Raw genomic sequence first — 18,746 nt, forward strand, 5'->3', positions numbered from 1 at the left:
GCAGGGGTTTACGCCGGCGCGTCCATCCCGGGGAACCCGGGCAGCTCCACGTCCCACGGCCAGGCGAACGCGGCCACCTCGGCGATCAGGCGCACCGTGCCGGCCGTGGCGTCCGGGTCCCCGGTGTGCTCGCCCGCCGAGCCGATGATCGTGGGCCACATCACCCCGAGCAGCCCCTCGGCCAGGGCGGTGCGACCCTGCGGGGTGTCCAGGTCGTCCGGCAGGCCGTAACCCAGCGGGGCCGGGGTGGCGGCGTCGCCGGCCAGCTCGGTCAGGGACCGGGTCAACCGGCGTAGCGGGCCGAGCGGTCGCTCGTACTTCGTCCGGTAGTCGCCCGAGGAACGGGCGGCCAGCACCTCGAAGCCGTAGATCGCCGGGCGGAAGGCCTCCAGCACCGCTGCCGCCGCCTCCCCGGTCGGCCCCGCCAGCTCGGGCCAGTCGGGACCGGAGCGCAACCGCATGGCCAGCCCGCCCCGCTGCCCGGCGATGGCGGTCAGCAGCGCCAGGTTGGCGGATGAGGCGGTGGACACCTCTGCCAGCGCCTCCGGCGTGACATCCTGCAGCGCCTCGTCGGCCAGCGCCTGCAACTGCGTCTCGACCCGGGCGGCCCGCTCCTGCTCCTCCCGCTCCCGGCGCTCCTTGGCGCTCTCGGTCCGGGTGACCCCGTCGCCGGCCTCCCCGTCCGCACCGCCCGAGGTCGAGGCGGCGTCGTCAGGGGCGGCGGGTGGGGTCTGCGTCGTCGTCGCGCCTGCGTCGTCACCGGGGGTCTCCGCGGGGAGCTCGGGCTCCGGGGGGAGCGGGATCCCCGCGTCCTCCAGGATGCCCTCCAGCACCCGGACCTGCTCGGTGTGGGCGGTCAGCGCCTCACCGGCGATGCCGTCCTGGTCCTCGACGGCCTCGGCGCGCAGCACCATGACCCGGGCCCGGTCGAGGGCGGCCGTCAGGAGCGCCGCGTCCGGAACGTCGGGCAGCGGAGCGGGCGGGTCGGACGGGTTGGCCGTCCGCCCGGTGCCGGATGCACCCCCGTCGGGGTCCTGGGTGGATCCGGTGTCCTCGGTGCAGGCTCCCACGAGGGTCAGGACCCCCACCCCGCACAACCCCAACACGGACCGGCGGCTGATCTGGTTCACAGCGCGCATGGTCGCGATCATGTCACGTGCGGATTGGTTACAGTGGACCCTCACCGGGCGGTGCGCCCGGCGCCGATGGCCACTGTGCCGTCGGTGACAGTAGAAGACGGAGGCACCCGGATGGATGTCAAGGCAGTGGCCGCCACGATCCGCCAGGAGGTGGGCGCCGCGCTACGCGGTTCGGGGGTCGATGTCGAGGATGTCGCCATCCACCCGGCCGGTCGCCGACGCCTGGTCCGGGTCACCGTCGCCCGGGACCTGACGGACCTGGACCCCACCGACCAGGAGAGCCCGGTCGAGCCGGCCACGCTGGACGAGGTCGCCGAGGCCACCCGCACCGTCGGTGACGTGCTCGACGCCTCCGACGTCATGGGGTCCGCCCCCTACACCCTCGAGGTCAGCACGCCCGGCGTGGACCGTCCGTTGACGAGCCCGGCCCAGTTCCGCCGCAACGTGGGACGCCTGCTCGAGGTCCGGCTCACCGACGACACCACGAGCACGGCCCGGTTGGTCGCGGCCGGGCCCGACGGCATACGGCTGGAGTCCGACCCCGACCGCACCATCCCGCTCGACCAGGTCGACCGCGCCCTCGTGCAGGTCGAGTTCACCCGCCCCTCCTCCCGAAAGGACTGACCCGTGGACATCGACATGGCCGTGCTCCGCTCGCTGGAGCGCGAACGGGAGATCCCGCTCGACACCATCATCAACGCGATCGAGCAGGCGCTGTTGAGCGCCTACCAGCGCGTGGACGGACACTTCCCGAACGCCCGCGCCGAGCTGGACCGCAAGTCCGGCCACGTCACGATCTGGGCCCGTGAGGCCGGTGAGGTCGACGAGGAGGGCGTGCGCGGTGAGCCCGGCCCGGAGTTCGACGACACCCCCGAGGGCTTCGGGCGGGTCGCTGCCTCCACCGCCCGTCAGGTCATCGTGCAGCGGATGCGTGACCTGGAGGAGGAGTCCATCCTGGGCGACTTCCGGGCCCGGGAGGGCGACATCGTCTCGGGGATCATCCAGCAGTCCAACGACCCCCGCTTCGTCTCCGTCGACTTCGGCACCGTCGAGGGTGAGTTGCCGACCTCCGAGCAGGTGCCGGGGGAGTCCTACGAGCACGGCCAGCGGCTCAGGTGCTACGTCGTCAGCGTCAAGCGGGGCCACCGCGGCCCGCTGATCACGCTGTCCCGGACCCACCCCAACCTGGTACGCCGCCTGTTCGCGCTGGAAGCACCCGAGATCGCCGACGGGATCGTGCAGATCGAGGCGCTAGCCCGGGAGGCCGGCCACCGCACCAAGATCGCGGTGCGGGCAACGGTCCCCGGCGTCAACGCCAAGGGGTCCTGCATCGGTCCGATGGGTCAGCGGGTGCGTGCGGTGATGACCGAGCTCCAGGGCGAGAAGATCGACATCGTGGACTACTCCGACGACCCGGCCGAGTTCGTCGCCGCGGCGCTCTCGCCGTCGCAGGTGCAGTCGGTCACCATCGTGGACCCGGTCGTCCGGCAGGCGCGCGTCGTGGTCCCGGACTACCAGCTCTCCCTGGCCATCGGCCGGGAGGGACAGAACGCCCGGCTGGCGCACAAACTCACCGGCTGGCGGATCGACATCCGATCCGACACTGCACCCTCCGGCGCACCCACCGCGACGTCGGGGGAGAGCACCGTCCGGGACGGGTCCGGGCAGACCCCGGCCGGCTGACCCTGTAGAGTGGACCCGGCCGTTCGCCCGTTCGGAGGCGATTCCGAAGGTGGTTCCGCCCCCGTGCGGACCTGCGTCGGATGTCGTCGTCGCGACGTGCAGGCGGCCGTGCTGCGAGTCGTCGCCACGACTGCCCCCACCGGACCCGAACCGGGCTGGAGGGTGCAACCGGACCCTGGCCGGCGGCTCCCGGGACGGGGTGCCTACGTGCACCCCACCCCGGACTGCGTGCACCGCGCCATCCAGCGCATGGCCTTCGGGCGGGCCCTCCGGCAGGAGGGGCGCCCGGACACCACCGCGCTGGAGGAGTGGGTGGCACGCCGGGCCTGACGTGGTCACCACGGCGGGACACCGCAGCACAGCAGGAACACCCCGGTGGGAGCCGGGGTGCGACGGTCGGCCCAACCGGGTCGACCGCAGGCACAAGGGCGGAGCCGACGGCTCTGTCATCGAGGAACCGGAAGCGGGTTTGACGCTGATGAGCACCCGATGAGTACTCAGCAATGAGCACCCAGCAGCACTAGCTGCGGTTCGCGTGCCCCCTGGGGCCCGGACCGCGGCGCAACGAAGGAGAAATGTGGCCAAGGTTCGGGTCTATGAGCTCGCCAAAGAGCTCGGAGTCGAGAGCAAGCAACTACTCGCGCACCTGAAGGAGCAGGGCGAGTTCGTCCGGTCGGCGTCGTCGACCATCGAGCCCCCTGTCGTCCGGAAGATCCGCGAGAACCCCCCGGCAGCGGCGAAGACCGCGGCCGACACCAAGAGTGAGAAGTCGCCGGCTTCGGCGACCCCGAAGGCCAAGCCCGGCGCAGCCAAGCCCGGCGCGGCAGCCTCGCCCGCCGCCCCGGCGACCCCGGCCAAGCCGGGTGCCCGTCCGGGTCCGGCCGCGCCCAAGCCCGGCGCGGGGAGCACCGACAAGAGCCCGGCACCCACGCCCGGGCCGGTCGCTACCCCGTCCGAGCAGCCGGCCGCCGCCGCGGCACCCGCCGAGACGCCGGCCCCGGCGTCCGAGCGTCCCGCGGCCGAGCAGAGCACGCCCGCGCCGGAGGCCGCGACCCCGAGTCGCCCCGAGGCCCCGCGTCCCGGTGCCAAGCCGGGCCCGCGCCCGGGCAACAACCCGTTCGCACCCAGCCAGGGCATGCGCAGCGGCCGCGGCAGCGACCGTGGGGACCGGGGTGACCGCGGTGACCGGGGCGGCTCGCCGCGCCCGGGCAACAACCCGTTCGCCTCCAGCCAGGGCATGCCGCGCCCGGGTGGCAGCCGCACCGGCCAGGCCGGTTCCGGTGGCCCCCGTCCCGGCGGTCCGCGCCCGGCTGCCCCGCGTCCCGGCGGCGCCCGCCCCAACCCGGGCATGATGCCGGACCGGGCGGCTGTCCCGCGTCCTGGCGAGCGTCCGGCCCGCGGCGGTGCCGGTGGTCGGGGCCGTGGCGCTCCCGGCGGTGGCCCGGGCGGCGGACCCGGCGGTGGCCCCGGGGGCTACCGCGGTGGCGGCGGCCGTCCCGGTGGTGGCCCCCGCGGGCGTGGCGGCACCCAGGGTGCGTTCGGTCGCGGAGGCGGCCGGGTGCGTGGGCGCAAGTCCAAGCGCGCGAAGCGTCAAGAGTTCGAGCAGATGCAGGCGCCCACCATCGGTGGCGTCAGCGTCCCGCGCGGCAACGGCGCGACCATCACGGTGCGTCGCGGAGCGTCCCTGTCCGACTTCGCCGACAAGATCAATGCCGACCCGGCAGCGCTGGTGACCGTGCTGTTCCACCTCGGTGAGATGGCCACGGCGACCCAGTCGCTGGACGAGGACACCTTCGGGGTGCTCGGGGCCGAGCTGGGTTACGACATCCGCGTGGTGTCCCCGGAGGAGGAGGAGCGCGAGCTCTTCAGCTCCTTCGGGCTGGACCTGGAGGCCGAGGCCGAGGCGGAGACCGACGAGGAGCTGCAGCCGCGGCCGCCGGTCGTGACCGTCATGGGTCACGTCGACCACGGTAAGACGCGGCTGTTGGACGCGATCCGCAAGGCCGACGTCGGCTCCGGCGAGGCCGGTGGCATCACCCAGCACATCGGTGCCTACCAGGTGCGCACCGAGCACGAGGGCGACGAGCGTGCGATCACCTTCATCGACACCCCGGGTCACGAGGCGTTCACCGCCATGCGTGCCCGTGGTGCCAAGGTGACCGACATCGCGATCCTCGTGGTCGCCGCCGACGACGGCGTGATGCCGCAGACCATCGAGGCGTTGAACCACGCCCAGGCGGCCGACGTGCCGGTCGTGGTCGCGGTCAACAAGGTCGACGTCGACGGTGCGAACCCGCAGAAGGTCCGCCAGCAGCTGACCGAGTACAACCTGATCGCCGAGGAGTACGGCGGCGAGACCATGTTCGTGGACGTGTCGGCCAAGCAGGGTCAGAACATCGACAGCCTGCTCGAGGCCGTGCTGCTCACCGCGGACGCGGCCCTGGACCTGCGGGCCAACCCGGACAAGGACGCCCGCGGCGTCGCGATCGAGGCGAACCTGGACCGCGGTCGCGGTGCGGTCGCCACGGTCCTGGTGCAGCAGGGCACGCTGCGCGTCGGCGACGCGATCGTCGCCGGTGCCGCGCACGGCCGTGTCCGGGCGATGCTGGACGAGCACGGCGCCACCGTGGCGGAGGCGGGCCCGTCCCGTCCGGTGCAGGTGCTGGGTCTTGCCTCGGTGCCCCGGGCCGGTGACACCTTCCTGGTGGCCCCGGACGACCGGACCGCCCGGCAGATCGCCGAGAAGCGGGAGGCTGCCGACCGGCAGGCCTCGCTGGCCAAGGCCCGCAAGCGGATCAGCCTGGAGGACCTCAACGAGGCCCTGGCCGCCGGCAAGGTCGAGACGCTGAACCTGATCCTCAAGGGCGACGTCTCCGGCTCGGTCGAGGCGCTGGAGGATGCCCTGCTGCAGATCGACGTCGGCGACGAGGTCGACCTGCGGATCATCGACCGTGGCGTCGGCGCGATCACCCTCAACAACATCAACCTGGCGCTGGCCTCGGATGCCGTCATCCTGGGCTACAACGTCCGGGCCGAGGGCCAGAACGCCGAGGTCGCCGACCGCGAGGGCGTGGAGATCCGCTACTACGGCGTGATCTACCAGGCGATCGAGGACATCGAGAACGCGCTCAAGGGCATGCTGAAGCCGGAGTACGAGGAGGTCGAGACCGGGTCCGCCGAGATCCGCGAGATCTTCCGGTCCTCCAAGTTCGGCAACGTGGCCGGGTCGATCGTGCGCAGCGGCGAGGTCCGTCGCGGCGCCAAGGCCCGGATCACCCGCAACGGCGTGGTCATCACCGAGGGCCTGGAGATCGCCGGTCTGCGGCGCTTCAAGGACGATGTCACCGAGGTCCGCGAGGGCTTCGAGTGCGGTATCAACCTGGGTTCGTTCAACGACATCCAGGTCGACGACCTGATCACCACCTACGAGATGCGGGAGATCCCGCGCTCCTGACCCGTTCGCGGGTGACGTCGTGCCCGGGGCCCCGTGCCCCGGGCACGACGCCCTCCCCACGGACCCCGACTGCTGGAGGAGAACGACATGGCTGACCCCGCCCGCGCCCGCAAGGTCGCCGAACGGATCAAGGTGCTGGTGGCCCAGGGGTTGGAGGTGCTCGTCAAGGACCCGTCGCTCGGGTTCGTCACGATCACCGACGTCCGGGTGACCGGTGACCTGCAGAACGCCACCGTCTTCTACACCGTGATGGGGGACGAGGACCAGCGCAGCACCACGGCGGAGGTGCTCGAGACCTACCGGGGCCGGTTGCGCTCCCACGTCGGCAAGGGCCTGGGGATCCGGTTGACGCCGACCCTGGAGTTCATCCTGGACGCGCTGCCCGAGGACGCCGCCCACCTCGACGACGTGATGCGTCGTGCGCAGGAACGGGACGCCGAGCTCGCCGCGGCCCGGGAGCGCGCGGCCTACGCGGGCGAGGCGGACCCCTACCGCAAGCCCCGCCAGGCGGAGGACGCCGGGGACGTGCGTGGCGACGGGTCCTGACCGCCCCGACACCGGCCGCGCCGCGCCCGCAGAACCGACCGGTGACGGTCTGCTCCTGATCGACAAGCCGGCCGGCTGGACCAGCCACGACGTCGTCGGGCGCTCCCGGCGGCTCTGCGGCACCCGCCGGGTCGGGCACGCGGGGACGCTGGACCCGATGGCGACCGGCTTGCTGGTCCTGGGCGTGAACCGGGCCACCAAGCTGCTGACCTTCCTGGTCGGCGCCGACAAGACCTACACCGCCACCATCCGGCTGGGGCAGCGCACCGTCACTGACGACGCCGAGGGGGAGGTGACCGCCGTCAGCGACACCGGCGCGGTCACCGACGCCCGGGTCGACGACGCCGTCGCGACCCTCACCGGGCCCATCGAGCAGGTGCCCAGCGCGGTCAGCGCGATCAAGGTCGACGGCAAACGCTCGTATGCCCGGGTCCGGGCCGGTGAGGAGGTCGCCCTGGCGGCCCGCCCGGTCACCGTGCACACTTTCACCGTCCACGACCGGCGCCGGGGCGCCGGTGCCGACGGCACGGCATACCTCGACCTCGACGTCACGGTCGGGGTCAGCTCCGGCACCTATGTGCGCGCGCTGGCCCGGGACCTCGGGGAGGCGCTCGGCGTCGGCGGGCACCTGACCGCCCTGCGCCGGACCCGGGTGGGTGGCTACACCCTGGACCGGGCGGTGACGCTGGAGGACCTGGCCCGCGACGGCGCCGGCACCCACCTGATCCCGCTCGCGCGGGCGGCGGCCGACGCCTTCGACACCCGTGAGCTCACCGAGCCGGAGGCGCGGGCGCTCGGCTACGGCCAGCGGATCGACTCCGCCGTCCCCGGCCGCACCGCCCCCGTGGCCGGCCTGGGGCCGGACGGTGACCTGGTGGCCATGCTCGACGAGAGGGCACCCCGGGCGCGTAGCCTCGTGGTGTTCGCCGCCCGTTAGAGTGACCGCCGTGCACCGCTGGAACGCCCTGGAGGACATCCCTGCCGACTTCGGCCCGAGCGTGGTGACCCTGGGGAACTTCGACGGGGTGCACCGCGGGCACCGGGCGGTGCTGTCCCGGGTGGTCGACCTGGCCGCGGCGCGGGACGCGCGGGCCGTCGCGGTCACCTTCGAGCCGCACCCGGTCGCGGTCCTGCACCCCGAGCGGGCCCCCGAGCGGATCACCGGCGCGGAGCACCGACTGGACCTGCTGGCCGAGTCGGGCCTGGACGCGACCCTGGTCCTGGAGTTCACCCGCGAGTTCGCCCTGCTGACCCCGGAGGAGTTCGTCCGGCAGGTCTTCGTCGAGGCGCTGCGGGCCGTGGTGGTCGTGGTGGGCGTGGACACCCGGTTCGGGGTGCACAACTCCGGTGACGTGGACACCATGCGGGACCTCGGCCGGGAGCTCGGCTTCGAGGTGGTCACCCTGGAGCCGGTGGGCGGGCCCGGCCAGGGCGCCACCCGCGCCTGGTCCTCGACCCGGCTGCGCCAGGTCCTCGCCGAGGGTGACGTGCGCGCGGCCGCCGACATCCTGGGGCGGCACCACCGGGTCAGCGGGATGGTCGTGCACGGGCACCACCGGGGCCGGGAGCTGGGCTACCCGACCGCCAATCTGGCCACCGACAGCGAGGGCCTGGTCCCCGCGGACGGCGTGTATGCCGGGTGGGTGGAACGTCTCGGGCTGCCCCCGGGCGACCCGGACCGCCGGATGCCGGCCGCCATCTCGGTCGGCACGAACCCCACCTTCGACGACGTCCTGGTGCGCACCGTCGAGGCCTATGTCCTGGACCGCACCGACCTGGACCTGTACGACGAGGTCGTCGCCGTCGACTTCGTGGCCCACCTCCGGGGCAACCTGAAGTTCGACTCGGTGCAGGAGCTCCTGGAGCAGATGGCCCGCGACGTCGCGGTGAGCCGATCCATGCTCCAGCAGTGACATGCGGTTCCTGCGGGCCGACTGGGGCCTGTATGTCGCGGCGCTGGGCCTGTCGCTGGTCGGCGCCGTCCTGGTCTGGTCCGCCACGCACCACACCGTCGGCCCCGCCCTGGCCGTCCGGCACCTGATCAACACCACGATCGGGCTGGGCCTCGCGCTGGTGCTGGTCCGCACCGACGTGCGGTGGCTGCGGGCGGCGGCGCCGTGGGTCTACCTCGCCGGGCTGGCCGGGTTGCTGCTGGTGCTCAGCCCCCTGGGCGTGACCGTCAACGGCAGCCGGTCCTGGATCCACCTGCCCGGCGGCTTCTCGCTGCAGCCGGCCGAGCTGTCCAAGATCGCGCTGGTGATCGGCCTGGCGATGATCCTCGCCGAGGGACGGGACCGGCAGCGCCCACCCCGCGCGCGCGAGGTGCTCACCGCCTGGGTGCTCGCCGGCATACCGATCGGGCTGATCCTGTTGCAACCCGACCTGGGCACCGCCCTCGTCCTCGGGTTCCTCACCATCGGGGTGGTCGCGGCCTCCGGCGCCGCCCGCGGGTGGACGGTCGCGGCGGTCGCGGGGGTGGTGGCCGCGGTGTGGGCGGCGCTGGCCGTGCCGCTGCTCGAGGACTACCAGGTGGACCGGCTGCTGGCCTTCCTGGACCCGGAGCTGGACCCCGAGGGCATCGGCTACCAGACCCGCCAGGTGCGGCTCGCGATCGGCTCGGGGGGGTGGGAGGGCGCCGGGCTGGGAGAGGGCCTGCAGACCCAGGGCGGCTTCATCCCCTACCAGTACACCGACTTCATCTTCTCGGTCGCAGGGGAGGAGCTCGGGTTCTGGGGCGCCGCCGGCCTGGTCGCGCTCCTGGGCTTCCTCATCGTGCGCGCCCTGTGGGTCGCGCTGCACAGTGAGGACCGGTTCGGGCGGCTGGTGGCCGTCGGGGTGGCCAGCTGGTTCGCCTTCCAGACCTTCCAGAACATCGGGATGAACCTGGGGGTGATGCCGGTGACCGGCCTCCCGCTGCCGTTCCTGAGCTACGGCGGGTCCTCGATGTTCGCCTGCTGGCTGGCCATCGGGCTGCTGGCGTGCGCGCAGAATACCCCTACCCGTCGGTAGCCGACGGGCGCTCCTCCGGCGGGGCGCCCTGTTCAGGCCCGGGCCGATCTGACACCATCAGCGCACAGGACCGGCGACAAAGGAGTGGTTATGGCCCGTGCGGCGAGGGATGAGCAGTTCGACCAGGCGGTGATCGACGACAGGGCCCCGAGCGTGGGCCACCTGTTCCGCGACCGCGTGGCCAAGTCGGCGGGGGAGGTCGCCTTCCAGTACCCCGATGGGGACCAGTGGGCGTCGTTGACCTGGGCGCAGACCGCCGACCGTGCCTACGCGCTCGCGGCCGGGCTGGTGGACCTGGGGGTCGAGCCGGAGGAGCGGGTGGCCCTGGCCAGCTCCACCCGGCTGGAGTGGGTGCTCTCCGACCTCGCCGTGATGTGCGTCGGAGCGGCCACCACCACCATCTACCCCACCACCCTGGCCGGGGACGTGGCCTACATCGTCGCCGACTCCGGCAGCCGCGTGGTGATCGCCGAGGACGACGCCCAGGTGGCCAAGCTGCTGTCCCGCAAGGAGGAGCTGGGGGATCTGCTGGCCATCGTGGTGATCGACGGGGAGGGCGACGGCGACCGGGTGCTGACCTTCGCCGAGCTGGAGGAGCGCGGCAGGGCCCGGCTCGAGCAGGAGCCGGAGCTGATCGACCAGCGCATCGACGGGCTGACCCCCGACCACCTGGCGACCATCATCTACACCTCCGGGACCACCGGGCGCCCCAAGGGGGTCCGGCTGCCGCACTCCGCGTGGACCTACGAGGCCGCCTCGGTGGATGCCATCAAGATCCTGGGCAGCGACGACCTGCAGTACCTGTGGCTGCCGTTGGCGCACGTCTTCGGCAAGGTCCTGCTCGTGCTGCCCCTGCAGATCGGGTTCCCCACGGCGGTCGACGGCCGGGTCGACAAGATCGTGGACAACCTCGCCGTCGTCAAGCCCACCTTCATGGGCGCCGCCCCGCGGATCTTCGAGAAGGCCTACGGCAAGATCACGACCATGATCGCCGAGGAGGGCGGGGTCAAGGCCAAGCTCTTCGACTGGGCCTTCGGCGTCGGCGGTCAGGCCGCCGACGCCCGCGCGGCCGAGAAGCCGGTGGGTGGGCTGCTGGGGCTCCAGCACACGCTCGCCGACAAGCTGGTGCTGAGCAAGATCCGGGAACGCTTCGGCGGCCGGATCCGCTTCTTCATCTCCGGGTCCGCCGCCCTCAACCAGGACGTGGCACGCTGGTTCGACTCCGCCGGCCTGCTGATCCTCGAGGGCTACGGCCTCACCGAGACCAGCGCCGCCAGCTTCGTGAACCGCCCGGTGGAGGGCAGCTACCAGTTCGGCAGCGTCGGCTGGCCGCTGCCCGGCACCGAGGTGCGGATCGCCGACGACGGGGAGATCCTGCTCCGGGGCCCCGGGGTCACCACGGGCTACCACAAGCTCGACGACGTGACCCGCGAGTCGCTGGACGAGGACAACTGGTTCCACACCGGCGACATCGGTGAGCTGGACGACAACGGCTTCCTGCGGATCACCGACCGCAAGAAGGACCTGTTCAAGACCTCCGGCGGCAAGTACGTCGCCCCGTCCGCCATCGAGTCGATGTTCAAGGGCATCTGCCCCTACGCCAGCCAGCTGGTGATCGAGGGCGACGGGCGCAACTTCGTCTCGGCGCTGATCACCCTGGACCCGGACGCGATCCAGGGCTGGGCCGAGCACCGGGGCATGACCGGCCGCTCCTACGCCGAGATCGTCGGCTCCCCGGAGGCCCGGGAGATGGTCCAGGGCTACGTCGACGAGCTGAACACCAAGCTCAACCGGTGGGAGCAGGTCAAGCAGTTCATCATCCTCGACCACGACCTGTCGATCGAGGAGGGCGACCTGACCCCGAGCATGAAGCTGAAGCGACGGGTCGTCACCGCCAAGTACAAGGACCAGCTGGACACGCTCTACGGCGGGTGAGGGCCGCCGGGCGCCTACCCTGGTAGCCATGACAGCCACGACGCAGCGGTCCGCGCGCGCCCCGGGCGCGTCCGTCTACGCCGACCTCGAGCCGCTCCTGGAGCAGGTCAGCAAGCCGGTGCAGTATGTCGGCGGCGAGCTGAACTCGCAGGTCAAGGACTGGCATGTCGGCGGCCACGGGCCCGACGGCGCAGAGCTGACAGCCCGCTGGGCGCTGATGTATCCGGACGCCTACGAGGTCGGCCTGCCCAACCAGGGCGTGATGATCCTCTACGAGGTGCTCAACGAGCAGCCGGACGTCCTGGCCGAGCGCACGTATGCCGTGTGGCCGGACCTGGAGGCCCTGATGCGCGAGCACGGGGTGCCCCAGTTCACCGTCGAGTCGCACCGGGCCGTGGCCGACTTCGACGTGCTCGGGCTCTCCTTCTCGACCGAGCTCTGCTACACCAACATGCTCACCGCCCTGGACCTGGCCGGCATCCCGCTGCACGCGGCGGACCGGACCGACGAGCACCCGATCGTGCTTGCGGGCGGTCACGCCGCCTTCAACCCCGAGCCGATCGCCGACTTCATCGACGCCGCCGTGATCGGCGACGGCGAGGAGGCGGTGCTGGCCGCCAGCCGGATCATCACCGCCTGGAAGGCCGAGGGGCGCCCCGGCGGCCGGACCGGCCTGCTGACCCGCCTCGCCGCGACCGGCGGGGTGTACGTCCCGGCGTTCTACGACGTGGAGTACCTGGCGGACGGCCGGATCAAGCGGGTCGTGCCCAACCGCAGCGGGGTCCCGTGGCGGGTCTCCAAGCACACCGTGATGGACCTTGACGCCTGGCCCTACCCCAAGCAGCCGTTGGTGCCGGTGGCCGAGTCGGTGCACGAGCGGATGAGCGTGGAGATCTTCCGCGGCTGCACCCGTGGCTGCCGCTTCTGCCAGGCCGGCATGATCACCCGTCCGGTGCGCGAGCGCTCGATCACCGGGATCGGGCAGATGGTGCAGCGCGGGCTGGACGCGACCGGGTACGAGGAGGTGGGCCTGCTGTCGCTGAGCTCGGCCGACCACTCCGAGATCGGGGACATCGCCAAGGGCCTCGCGGACCGCTACGAGGGCACCAACACCGGGCTGTCGCTGCCCTCGACCAGGGTCGACGCGTTCAACATCGACCTGGCCAACGAGCTGACCCGCAACGGTCGTCGCTCTGGCCTCACCTTCGCCCCCGAGGGCGGGAGCGAGCGGCTGCGCAAGGTGATCAACAAGATGGTCTCCGAGGAGGACCTGATCCGCACCGTCGCCGCGGCATACGGGGCCGGGTGGCGCCAGGTGAAGCTCTACTTCATGTGCGGCCTGCCCACCGAGACCGACGAGGACGTCCTGCAGATCGCCGAGCTGGCCAAGAAGGTCATCGACACCGGCCGTCAGGTCAGCGGTCGCCGGGACATCCGGTGCACCGTCTCCATCGGCGGCTTCGTGCCCAAGCCGCACACCCCCTTCCAGTGGGCCGCGCAGTTGGGGCCGGAGGAGACCGATGCACGGCTGCTGAAGCTGCGGGAGGCGATCCGTGCCGACCGGCGCTACGGCTCGGCGATCGGGTTCCGCTACCACGACGGGCAGCCGGGGCTGGTCGAGGGCCTGCTGTCCCGGGGCGACCGCCGGATCGGCGCGGTCATCGAGCAGGTATGGCGTGCCGGCTCACGGTTCGACGGGTGGAGCGAGCACTTCTCCTACGAGCGGTGGATGTCCGCAGCCGCGGAGGCGCTGGCGGACCTGCCGGTCGACGTCGCCTGGTACACCACCCGGGAGCGCGACGAGGTCGAGGTGCTGCCGTGGGACCACCTGGACTCCGGGCTGGACAAGGAGTGGCTCTGGGAGGACTGGCTGGACGCCCTCGACGAGAACGAGGTCGAGGACTGCCGGTGGACCCCGTGCTTCGACTGCGGCGTCTGCCCCCAGATGAACACCGAGATCCAGATCGGCCCCACCGGCAAGAAGCTGCTGCCCCTCAGCGTCCTCTGACGACCGGAGCCTAGTCCTCGGGGGAGTCGAAGAGGAGCGCGACCTGGGTGCCGTCGATGGTGACCAGCGAGAGCACCACCTTGTGACCGTCCCGCTCCCAGGTGCGCCCGAGCGAGCGGGTGATCGCGGCATCCTCCACGGTCTCCCAGCCGTCCGCGGTGAACGCCTGGTCGTAGTGCGCGATGACGGTCTCGCGGTCCGTGTCGGTCAGCTCGAGCAGGCGTTGCGGCCCCACCCACGTCCCGGACAGTTCGGCGGCGGAGAGCAGGATCGTGTCCAGCTGGGTCTCGATCGTGGGGGCGTCCAGCGGCTCGGTCCCGGGCGGGTCGGTCGGCAACTCCACGGGCGTGGGACGGGCCGGCTCCGCACCGGAGCAGCCGGCCAGCGCCAGCGACGCCGCCCCACCGGCTCAGATGACGCGCGTGGTGAGGACGCCCTCGATGCCGCGGATCTTGTCCACGATCTCGGTCGGGACCTTCCCCTCGACGTCGATCAGCGTGTAGGCCAGCTCACCGCGGGACTTGTTGAGCAGCTCGACGATGTTCAGGTCCGCGCCCGCGAGCAGGGTGGAGATCTGACCGACCATGTTGGGGACGTTGCTGTTGGCGATGGCCAGCCGGGTCACGGTGTCGCCGTGGCCGTTGCGGGGCAGCCGCGCGTTGGGGAAGTTCACGCTGTTGCGGATCGTGCCGTCCTCCAGGTAGCCGCGCAGCTGGTCGGCGGCCATCACGGCGCAGTTCTCCTCGGCCTCACCCGTGGAGGCGCCGAGGTGGGGCAGCGCGACGACCTTGGGGTGGGCGTTCAGCGAGGCCGAGGGGAAGTCGCACACGTAGGCGCGCAGCCGGCCGTCGTCCAGCGCGGACAGCACCGCGGCCTCGTCGACGATGCCGCCGCGGGCGAAGTTGAGCAGCACGGGCGAGGGCTTCATCATGGCCAGCCGCTCGGCGTTGACCAGGCCCTTGGTGCCCTCGACCAGCGGCACGTGCACGGTGATCGCGTCGGACCGGGTGAACAGGTCGTCCAGCGAGGTCGCCTGCTCCACCTCGGCCGACAGTTGCCAGGCCCGGTCCACGGTGAGCTGCGGGTCGTAGCCGAGCACCTTCATGCCGAGCGCCTGCGCGGCGTTGGCCACCAGGACACCGATCGCGCCGAGGCCGATCACGCCCAGGGTGCGGCCGGGCAGCTCGAAGCCTGCGAACTGCTTCTTGCCGGCCTCGACGGCGGTGTTGATCTCGGCGTCGTCGCCGGCCAGCTCGTGGGCGAACGCCCAGGCCGGGACGATGTTGCGGGCGGCGAGCAGCAGCCCGGCCAGGACCAGCTCCTTGACCGCGTTGGCGTTGGCGCCGGGGGTGTTGAACACCGGGATGCCGCGGGCGCTGAGGTCGGCGATCGGGATGTTGTTGGTGCCCGCCCCGGCGCGCGCCACCGCCAGGACCGAGTCCGGGATGGAGCGGGAGTGCAGGTCCGCCGAGCGCAGCAACAGGGCGTCCGGGTCGGTCAGGTCGTTGCCGACGTCGTACTGGTCCCGGGGGAGCCGGCCGAGGCCGATCGGGCTGATCGCGTTGAGGGTCTGGATGCGGTGCGTCATGGTGTGTGTCGCGCGTCGGCTCAGCCGTTGGCGCGCTCGAACTCCTTCATGAAGTCGATGAGGGCGTCCACGCCCTCCATGGGCATGGCGTTGTAGATGCTGGCGCGCATGCCACCGACGGAGCGGTGGCCGGCGAGGTTGGTCAGACCGGCCTCGGCGGCCTGCGCCAGGAAGGTCTTGTCGAGGGAGTCGTCGGCGAGGATGAACGGGACGTTCATCCAGGAGCGGGCGTCCGGGCTGACCGGGTTGCGGTAGAAGGGAGAGCCGTCGATCGCGGCATACAGCTTCTCGGCCTTGGCCCGGTTGCGCTCGCCCATCGCGGCCAGCCCGCCCTGGCCCTTGAGCCACCGCAGGATCAGCCCGAGCAGGTAGATGCCGAAGGTCGGGGGAGTGTTCAGCATCGAGCCGGCCTCGGCCATCGCCCGGTAGTCCCAGACCGACGGCGTCTGCGGGCGGGCCCTGCCGACCAGGTCGTCGCGCACGACGACCAGGCACAGGCCGGCCGGGCCCATGTTCTTCTGCGCCCCGCCGTAGATCAGGCCGAACTTGGAGACCTCGATGGGCCGGGACAGGATCGTGGAGGACATGTCCGCCACGAGCGGCACGTCACCGGTGTCGGGCACGTAGCCGAACTCGACGCCGCCGATGGTCTCGTTCGGCGTGTAGTGCAGGTATGCCGAGCCCTGGCTCGGGCGGACCGCCGCCGGGTCGGGGGTGGTCGAGTAGTTGCTGGCCGACTCGTCGGCCACGACGTTGACGGTGGCGTACTTCTTGGCCTCGGCGATGGCCTTCTTGGACCAGGCGCCGGTGTTGACGTAGTCGACCGTGTCGCCCTCGGCGGACAGGTTCAGCGGGATGCCGGCGAACTGGCCGGTGGCCCCGCCCTGCAGGAAGAGCACCCGGTAGTCGTCGGGCACCGCGAGCAGCTCGCGCAGCAGCGCCTCGGCCTCCTCGGCCGCGGCGACGAACTCCTTGCTCCGGTGGCTGACCTCCATCACGGACATCCCGGAACTGCCCCAGTCAGACATCTCGGACGCTGCCTGCTCGAGGACATCGAGGGGCATGGCTGCCGGACCTGCGGAGAAGTTGTGAACGCGCACAGTGGACCCACCTGGGATGAGACGTCGGTTGTCTGGACCGGACACCCCGGTCCACCGCCCATCTTCGCACTACCGGAACCGGGGGTCCGACCACGCGGGGCGTGATCCGCGCCTCACTCCCGCTCCGCGCACAGGAAGTGTCCCCGGGTCGGCGGGGAGGCCGGGGGCGCCCGGCCTCGTTGTAGCCTGCGGGTCCATGACTGCCGTGCACCCCCTGTCGCTCGCCTGGATCACCACCGGCGGGACCGGCGCCCGCAACTACGACGAGTTCGCCGACGAGGCCGAGATCAGCCAGATCATCGCCGACGCACCCCACAGTGCGCTCGGGGTGGAGATGCCGCACCGGGCCCCGGACAGCGCCGGCCGGACCTTCGCCGAGGCGCTCCCGCAGGCCGTGGAACGGCTGGCCGCCGCCAAGGAGGCCGGTGGTTACCGGCCCGCACAGGACGTGGTCGTGGCCTACCGGATCACCGACAGTGAGTCCGGGGATACGGCATACGGGCTGTTCGCGATGGTCGACACCGACGAGATCTCCACCAGCGCCGACGAGCCCGGCCGGGTGATCCGCAACGAGGACGTCTTCCTGGAGAAGGTGCGGGAGCGGGTCGCGCTGCTCGAGGCCACCGGCCACCTGCTCTCCCCGGTGCTGCTCATGCAGACCGAGCACGGCGCGGAGCTGGAACGGGCCCTGGCCGAGGCGGTCGAGACCCTGGGTGCGCCGGCCGCGACGGACACCGACCACGTCGGCCGCACGCACGAGGTCTGGCCGATCGGCCCGGGCGACCTCGCGGACCGGCTGACCGAGCTCGCCGGGGGTGGGGAGCTCGTCGTCGCCGACGGCAACCACCGCAGCCTGGCGGCACAGACGGGGGGCCTGGAGCGCTTCCTGGCGGTGGTGACAACCCCGTCGTCGCTGGCCATCCAGCCGTACCACCGGCTGGTGGCCGAGTTCTCCGGCACCCCGGCGGACCTGCGCGCCCGGTTGGAGGCCGCCGGTGCCGAGGTGGAGCCGGTCGTCGACGTGACCGCGGAGCCGCTGACCGCCGGCACGGTGCTGCTGTATGCCGAGGGGCGCGCCGTGCGGGTCCGTCTGCCGGGGGACGAGGACGGCCCGGTCGTGGACCGGCTCGACCACGCCCTGGTCGAGCGGGTGCTGTTCAACGACGCCCTCGGGATGGACGCCGGCGACAAGCGGATCCGCTACATCGGCGGGGACTACCCGGTGCAGTGGCTGGTCGAGCAGGTCGACGCGGGGGTCGCGGCGCTGGCCGTCCTCGTCGCGCCCGTGTCGGTCGAGGACTTCGTCCAGGTCAACCTGGCCCGGCAGAAGATGCCCCGCAAGAGCACCTGGTTCACCCCGAAGGCGCGGGCCGGGCTGGTCCTGGCCGAGCTGGGACCCGTCTCCGGGACGACGGCCGCTGCGGCCACCGCGACAGCGCAGGACGATGTCCCGGCGCGTTCCTGACGGTCCACCGCCGGAGCCGGCCGTCCAGAAGGTCACGGTCGAGTACGCCAAGCGCGGGCGGATGCGGTTCACCTCCACCCGGGACTTCCAGCGGGCCGTGGAGCGTGCGGTCCGGCTGGCTAGCATCCCGATGGCCTACTCGGCCGGGTTCCACCCGCACCCCAAGATCAGCTACGCCAACGCCGCCCCGACGGGCACGGCGAGCGAGGCGGAGTATGTCGAGCTGTCGCTGACCCGCGTGGTGGAGCCGGCCGAGCTGGCCGGCGCCCTGGACGGAGCGCTGCCCGAGGGTCTGGACGTGCTCCGGGTGGTGCAGGCGCCGCCGGGGTCCCTGGCCGACCGGTTGACCGCCAGCCGGTGGCGGCTGGACTTCCCAGGGGTGCCCGGGAGCGACCTGGCCCCACTGGTCACGGCGTTCCTGGACCGCGACGCCGTCGAGGTGACCCGGATGATGAAGCAGGGCCCCCGCCAGGTGGACGTGCGCGGGCCGGTCTTGTGCGCGACAGTGCGCGACGCGGACGGCTCGGCCGTGCTCGAGGTGACCCTGCGGCATACGACTCCCACGATCCGGCCGGCGGAGATCCTGGCCGCGCTGGCCGAGGAGGCCGGTGCGCCACTGCCCCGGTCGGTCAGCACGCGGGTGACCCAGGGCACCCTCGGCCCGGACGGCGAACTGCGCGACCCGCTGGCCGACTGACCACGGGAAACCCGGTCGGGGCCCTCCGGTGTGCGATACTCGGTGACGGTTGCGTGGCAGGACCACACCCGCCCCGCGACCCGACGACATCCCCGTTCCGCGGTGCGGCGCCACAGAGCCCG

Annotated in this window: 16 protein-coding genes; 12 read left to right on the forward strand and 4 right to left on the reverse strand. The window is 72.3% G+C overall.

Annotated features, from left to right (window positions below):
* Nucleotides 1-8 precede the first annotated feature (8 nt).
* Nucleotides 9-1,139 (reverse strand): hypothetical protein, encoded by a 1,131-nt coding sequence (locus tag FB467_RS09560; RefSeq protein ID WP_141784889.1) that lies wholly within the window; start codon nt 1,137-1,139, stop codon nt 9-11.
* A 111-nt stretch (nt 1,140-1,250) separates the two neighbouring features.
* On the opposite strand from FB467_RS09560, the gene FB467_RS09565 reads away from it, so the two are divergent.
* The 10 genes from FB467_RS09565 (at nt 1,251) to FB467_RS09610 (ending at nt 13,774) form a co-directional block, all read left to right on the forward strand.
* Complete coding sequence (locus FB467_RS09565) at nt 1,251-1,763, forward strand: ribosome maturation factor RimP (RefSeq protein ID WP_141784890.1); 513 nt, start codon at nt 1,251-1,253, stop codon at nt 1,761-1,763.
* Between the two features lie 3 nt (nt 1,764-1,766).
* Entirely contained in the window at nt 1,767-2,822 is a 1,056-nt protein-coding gene (gene nusA / locus FB467_RS09570; protein ID WP_141784891.1) for a transcription termination factor NusA, read from the forward strand.
* A gap of 63 nt (nt 2,823-2,885) precedes the next feature.
* Nucleotides 2,886-3,152 (forward strand): YlxR family protein, encoded by a 267-nt coding sequence (locus tag FB467_RS09575; protein ID WP_211350586.1) that lies wholly within the window; start codon nt 2,886-2,888, stop codon nt 3,150-3,152.
* A gap of 247 nt (nt 3,153-3,399) precedes the next feature.
* Nucleotides 3,400-6,276 carry a translation initiation factor IF-2 gene (gene infB, locus FB467_RS09580; protein WP_141784893.1) on the forward strand — a complete coding sequence of 959 codons (2,877 nt, stop codon included), beginning with the start codon at nt 3,400-3,402 and terminating at the stop codon, nt 6,274-6,276.
* A gap of 87 nt (nt 6,277-6,363) precedes the next feature.
* A complete protein-coding gene (gene rbfA / locus FB467_RS09585) occupies nt 6,364-6,822 on the forward strand; it encodes a 30S ribosome-binding factor RbfA (protein WP_141784894.1) in 459 nt (152 codons plus the stop codon).
* The gene (truB, locus tag FB467_RS09590; protein ID WP_141784895.1) at nt 6,806-7,759 is read left to right on the forward strand and encodes a tRNA pseudouridine(55) synthase TruB; all 954 of its coding nucleotides are present in this window, start codon (nt 6,806-6,808) and stop codon (nt 7,757-7,759) included. The genes rbfA and truB overlap by 17 nt, the downstream gene beginning before the upstream one ends.
* A gap of 10 nt (nt 7,760-7,769) precedes the next feature.
* Nucleotides 7,770-8,735, forward strand: coding sequence for a bifunctional riboflavin kinase/FAD synthetase (locus FB467_RS09595; protein ID WP_141784896.1), 966 nt, complete (start codon nt 7,770-7,772; stop codon nt 8,733-8,735).
* A gap of 1 nt (nt 8,736) precedes the next feature.
* Entirely contained in the window at nt 8,737-9,831 is a 1,095-nt protein-coding gene (rodA, locus tag FB467_RS09600) for a rod shape-determining protein RodA (RefSeq protein ID WP_141784897.1), read from the forward strand.
* 90 nt (nt 9,832-9,921) lie between these two features.
* Nucleotides 9,922-11,766, forward strand: coding sequence for an AMP-dependent synthetase/ligase (locus FB467_RS09605; protein ID WP_141784898.1), 1,845 nt, complete (start codon nt 9,922-9,924; stop codon nt 11,764-11,766).
* Nucleotides 11,767-11,794: 28 nt separating this feature from the next.
* Nucleotides 11,795-13,774 (forward strand): TIGR03960 family B12-binding radical SAM protein, encoded by a 1,980-nt coding sequence (locus FB467_RS09610; RefSeq protein ID WP_141784899.1) that lies wholly within the window; start codon nt 11,795-11,797, stop codon nt 13,772-13,774.
* A gap of 10 nt (nt 13,775-13,784) precedes the next feature.
* Here FB467_RS09610 and FB467_RS09615 read toward each other — a convergent pair whose 3' ends face one another.
* From FB467_RS09615 to serC, 3 genes are all read right to left on the reverse strand, one after another.
* A complete protein-coding gene (locus FB467_RS09615; RefSeq protein WP_141784900.1) occupies nt 13,785-14,117 on the reverse strand; it encodes a hypothetical protein in 333 nt (110 codons plus the stop codon).
* A gap of 66 nt (nt 14,118-14,183) precedes the next feature.
* Entirely contained in the window at nt 14,184-15,362 is a 1,179-nt protein-coding gene (locus FB467_RS09620; RefSeq protein ID WP_141784901.1) for a phosphoglycerate dehydrogenase, read from the reverse strand.
* Nucleotides 15,363-15,382: 20 nt separating this feature from the next.
* A complete protein-coding gene (serC, locus tag FB467_RS09625) occupies nt 15,383-16,507 on the reverse strand; it encodes a 3-phosphoserine/phosphohydroxythreonine transaminase (RefSeq protein ID WP_342354710.1) in 1,125 nt (374 codons plus the stop codon).
* Between the two features lie 151 nt (nt 16,508-16,658).
* Here serC and FB467_RS09630 point away from each other — a divergent pair, with 151 nt between their 5' ends.
* Nucleotides 16,659-17,927: a DUF1015 family protein gene (locus tag FB467_RS09630; protein WP_141784903.1), complete on the forward strand. Its 1,269-nt coding sequence runs from the start codon at nt 16,659-16,661 to the stop codon at nt 17,925-17,927.
* Nucleotides 17,908-18,624, forward strand: a complete 717-nt coding sequence (locus tag FB467_RS09635) for a TIGR03936 family radical SAM-associated protein (protein ID WP_141784904.1) — start codon at nt 17,908-17,910, stop codon at nt 18,622-18,624. The genes FB467_RS09630 and FB467_RS09635 overlap by 20 nt, the downstream gene beginning before the upstream one ends.
* The last annotated feature ends 122 nt before the right edge of the window (nt 18,625-18,746 follow it).

The organism is Ornithinicoccus hortensis, from assembly GCF_006716185.1.
Taxonomy (GTDB): Bacteria; Actinomycetota; Actinomycetes; order Actinomycetales; family Dermatophilaceae; genus Ornithinicoccus; species Ornithinicoccus hortensis.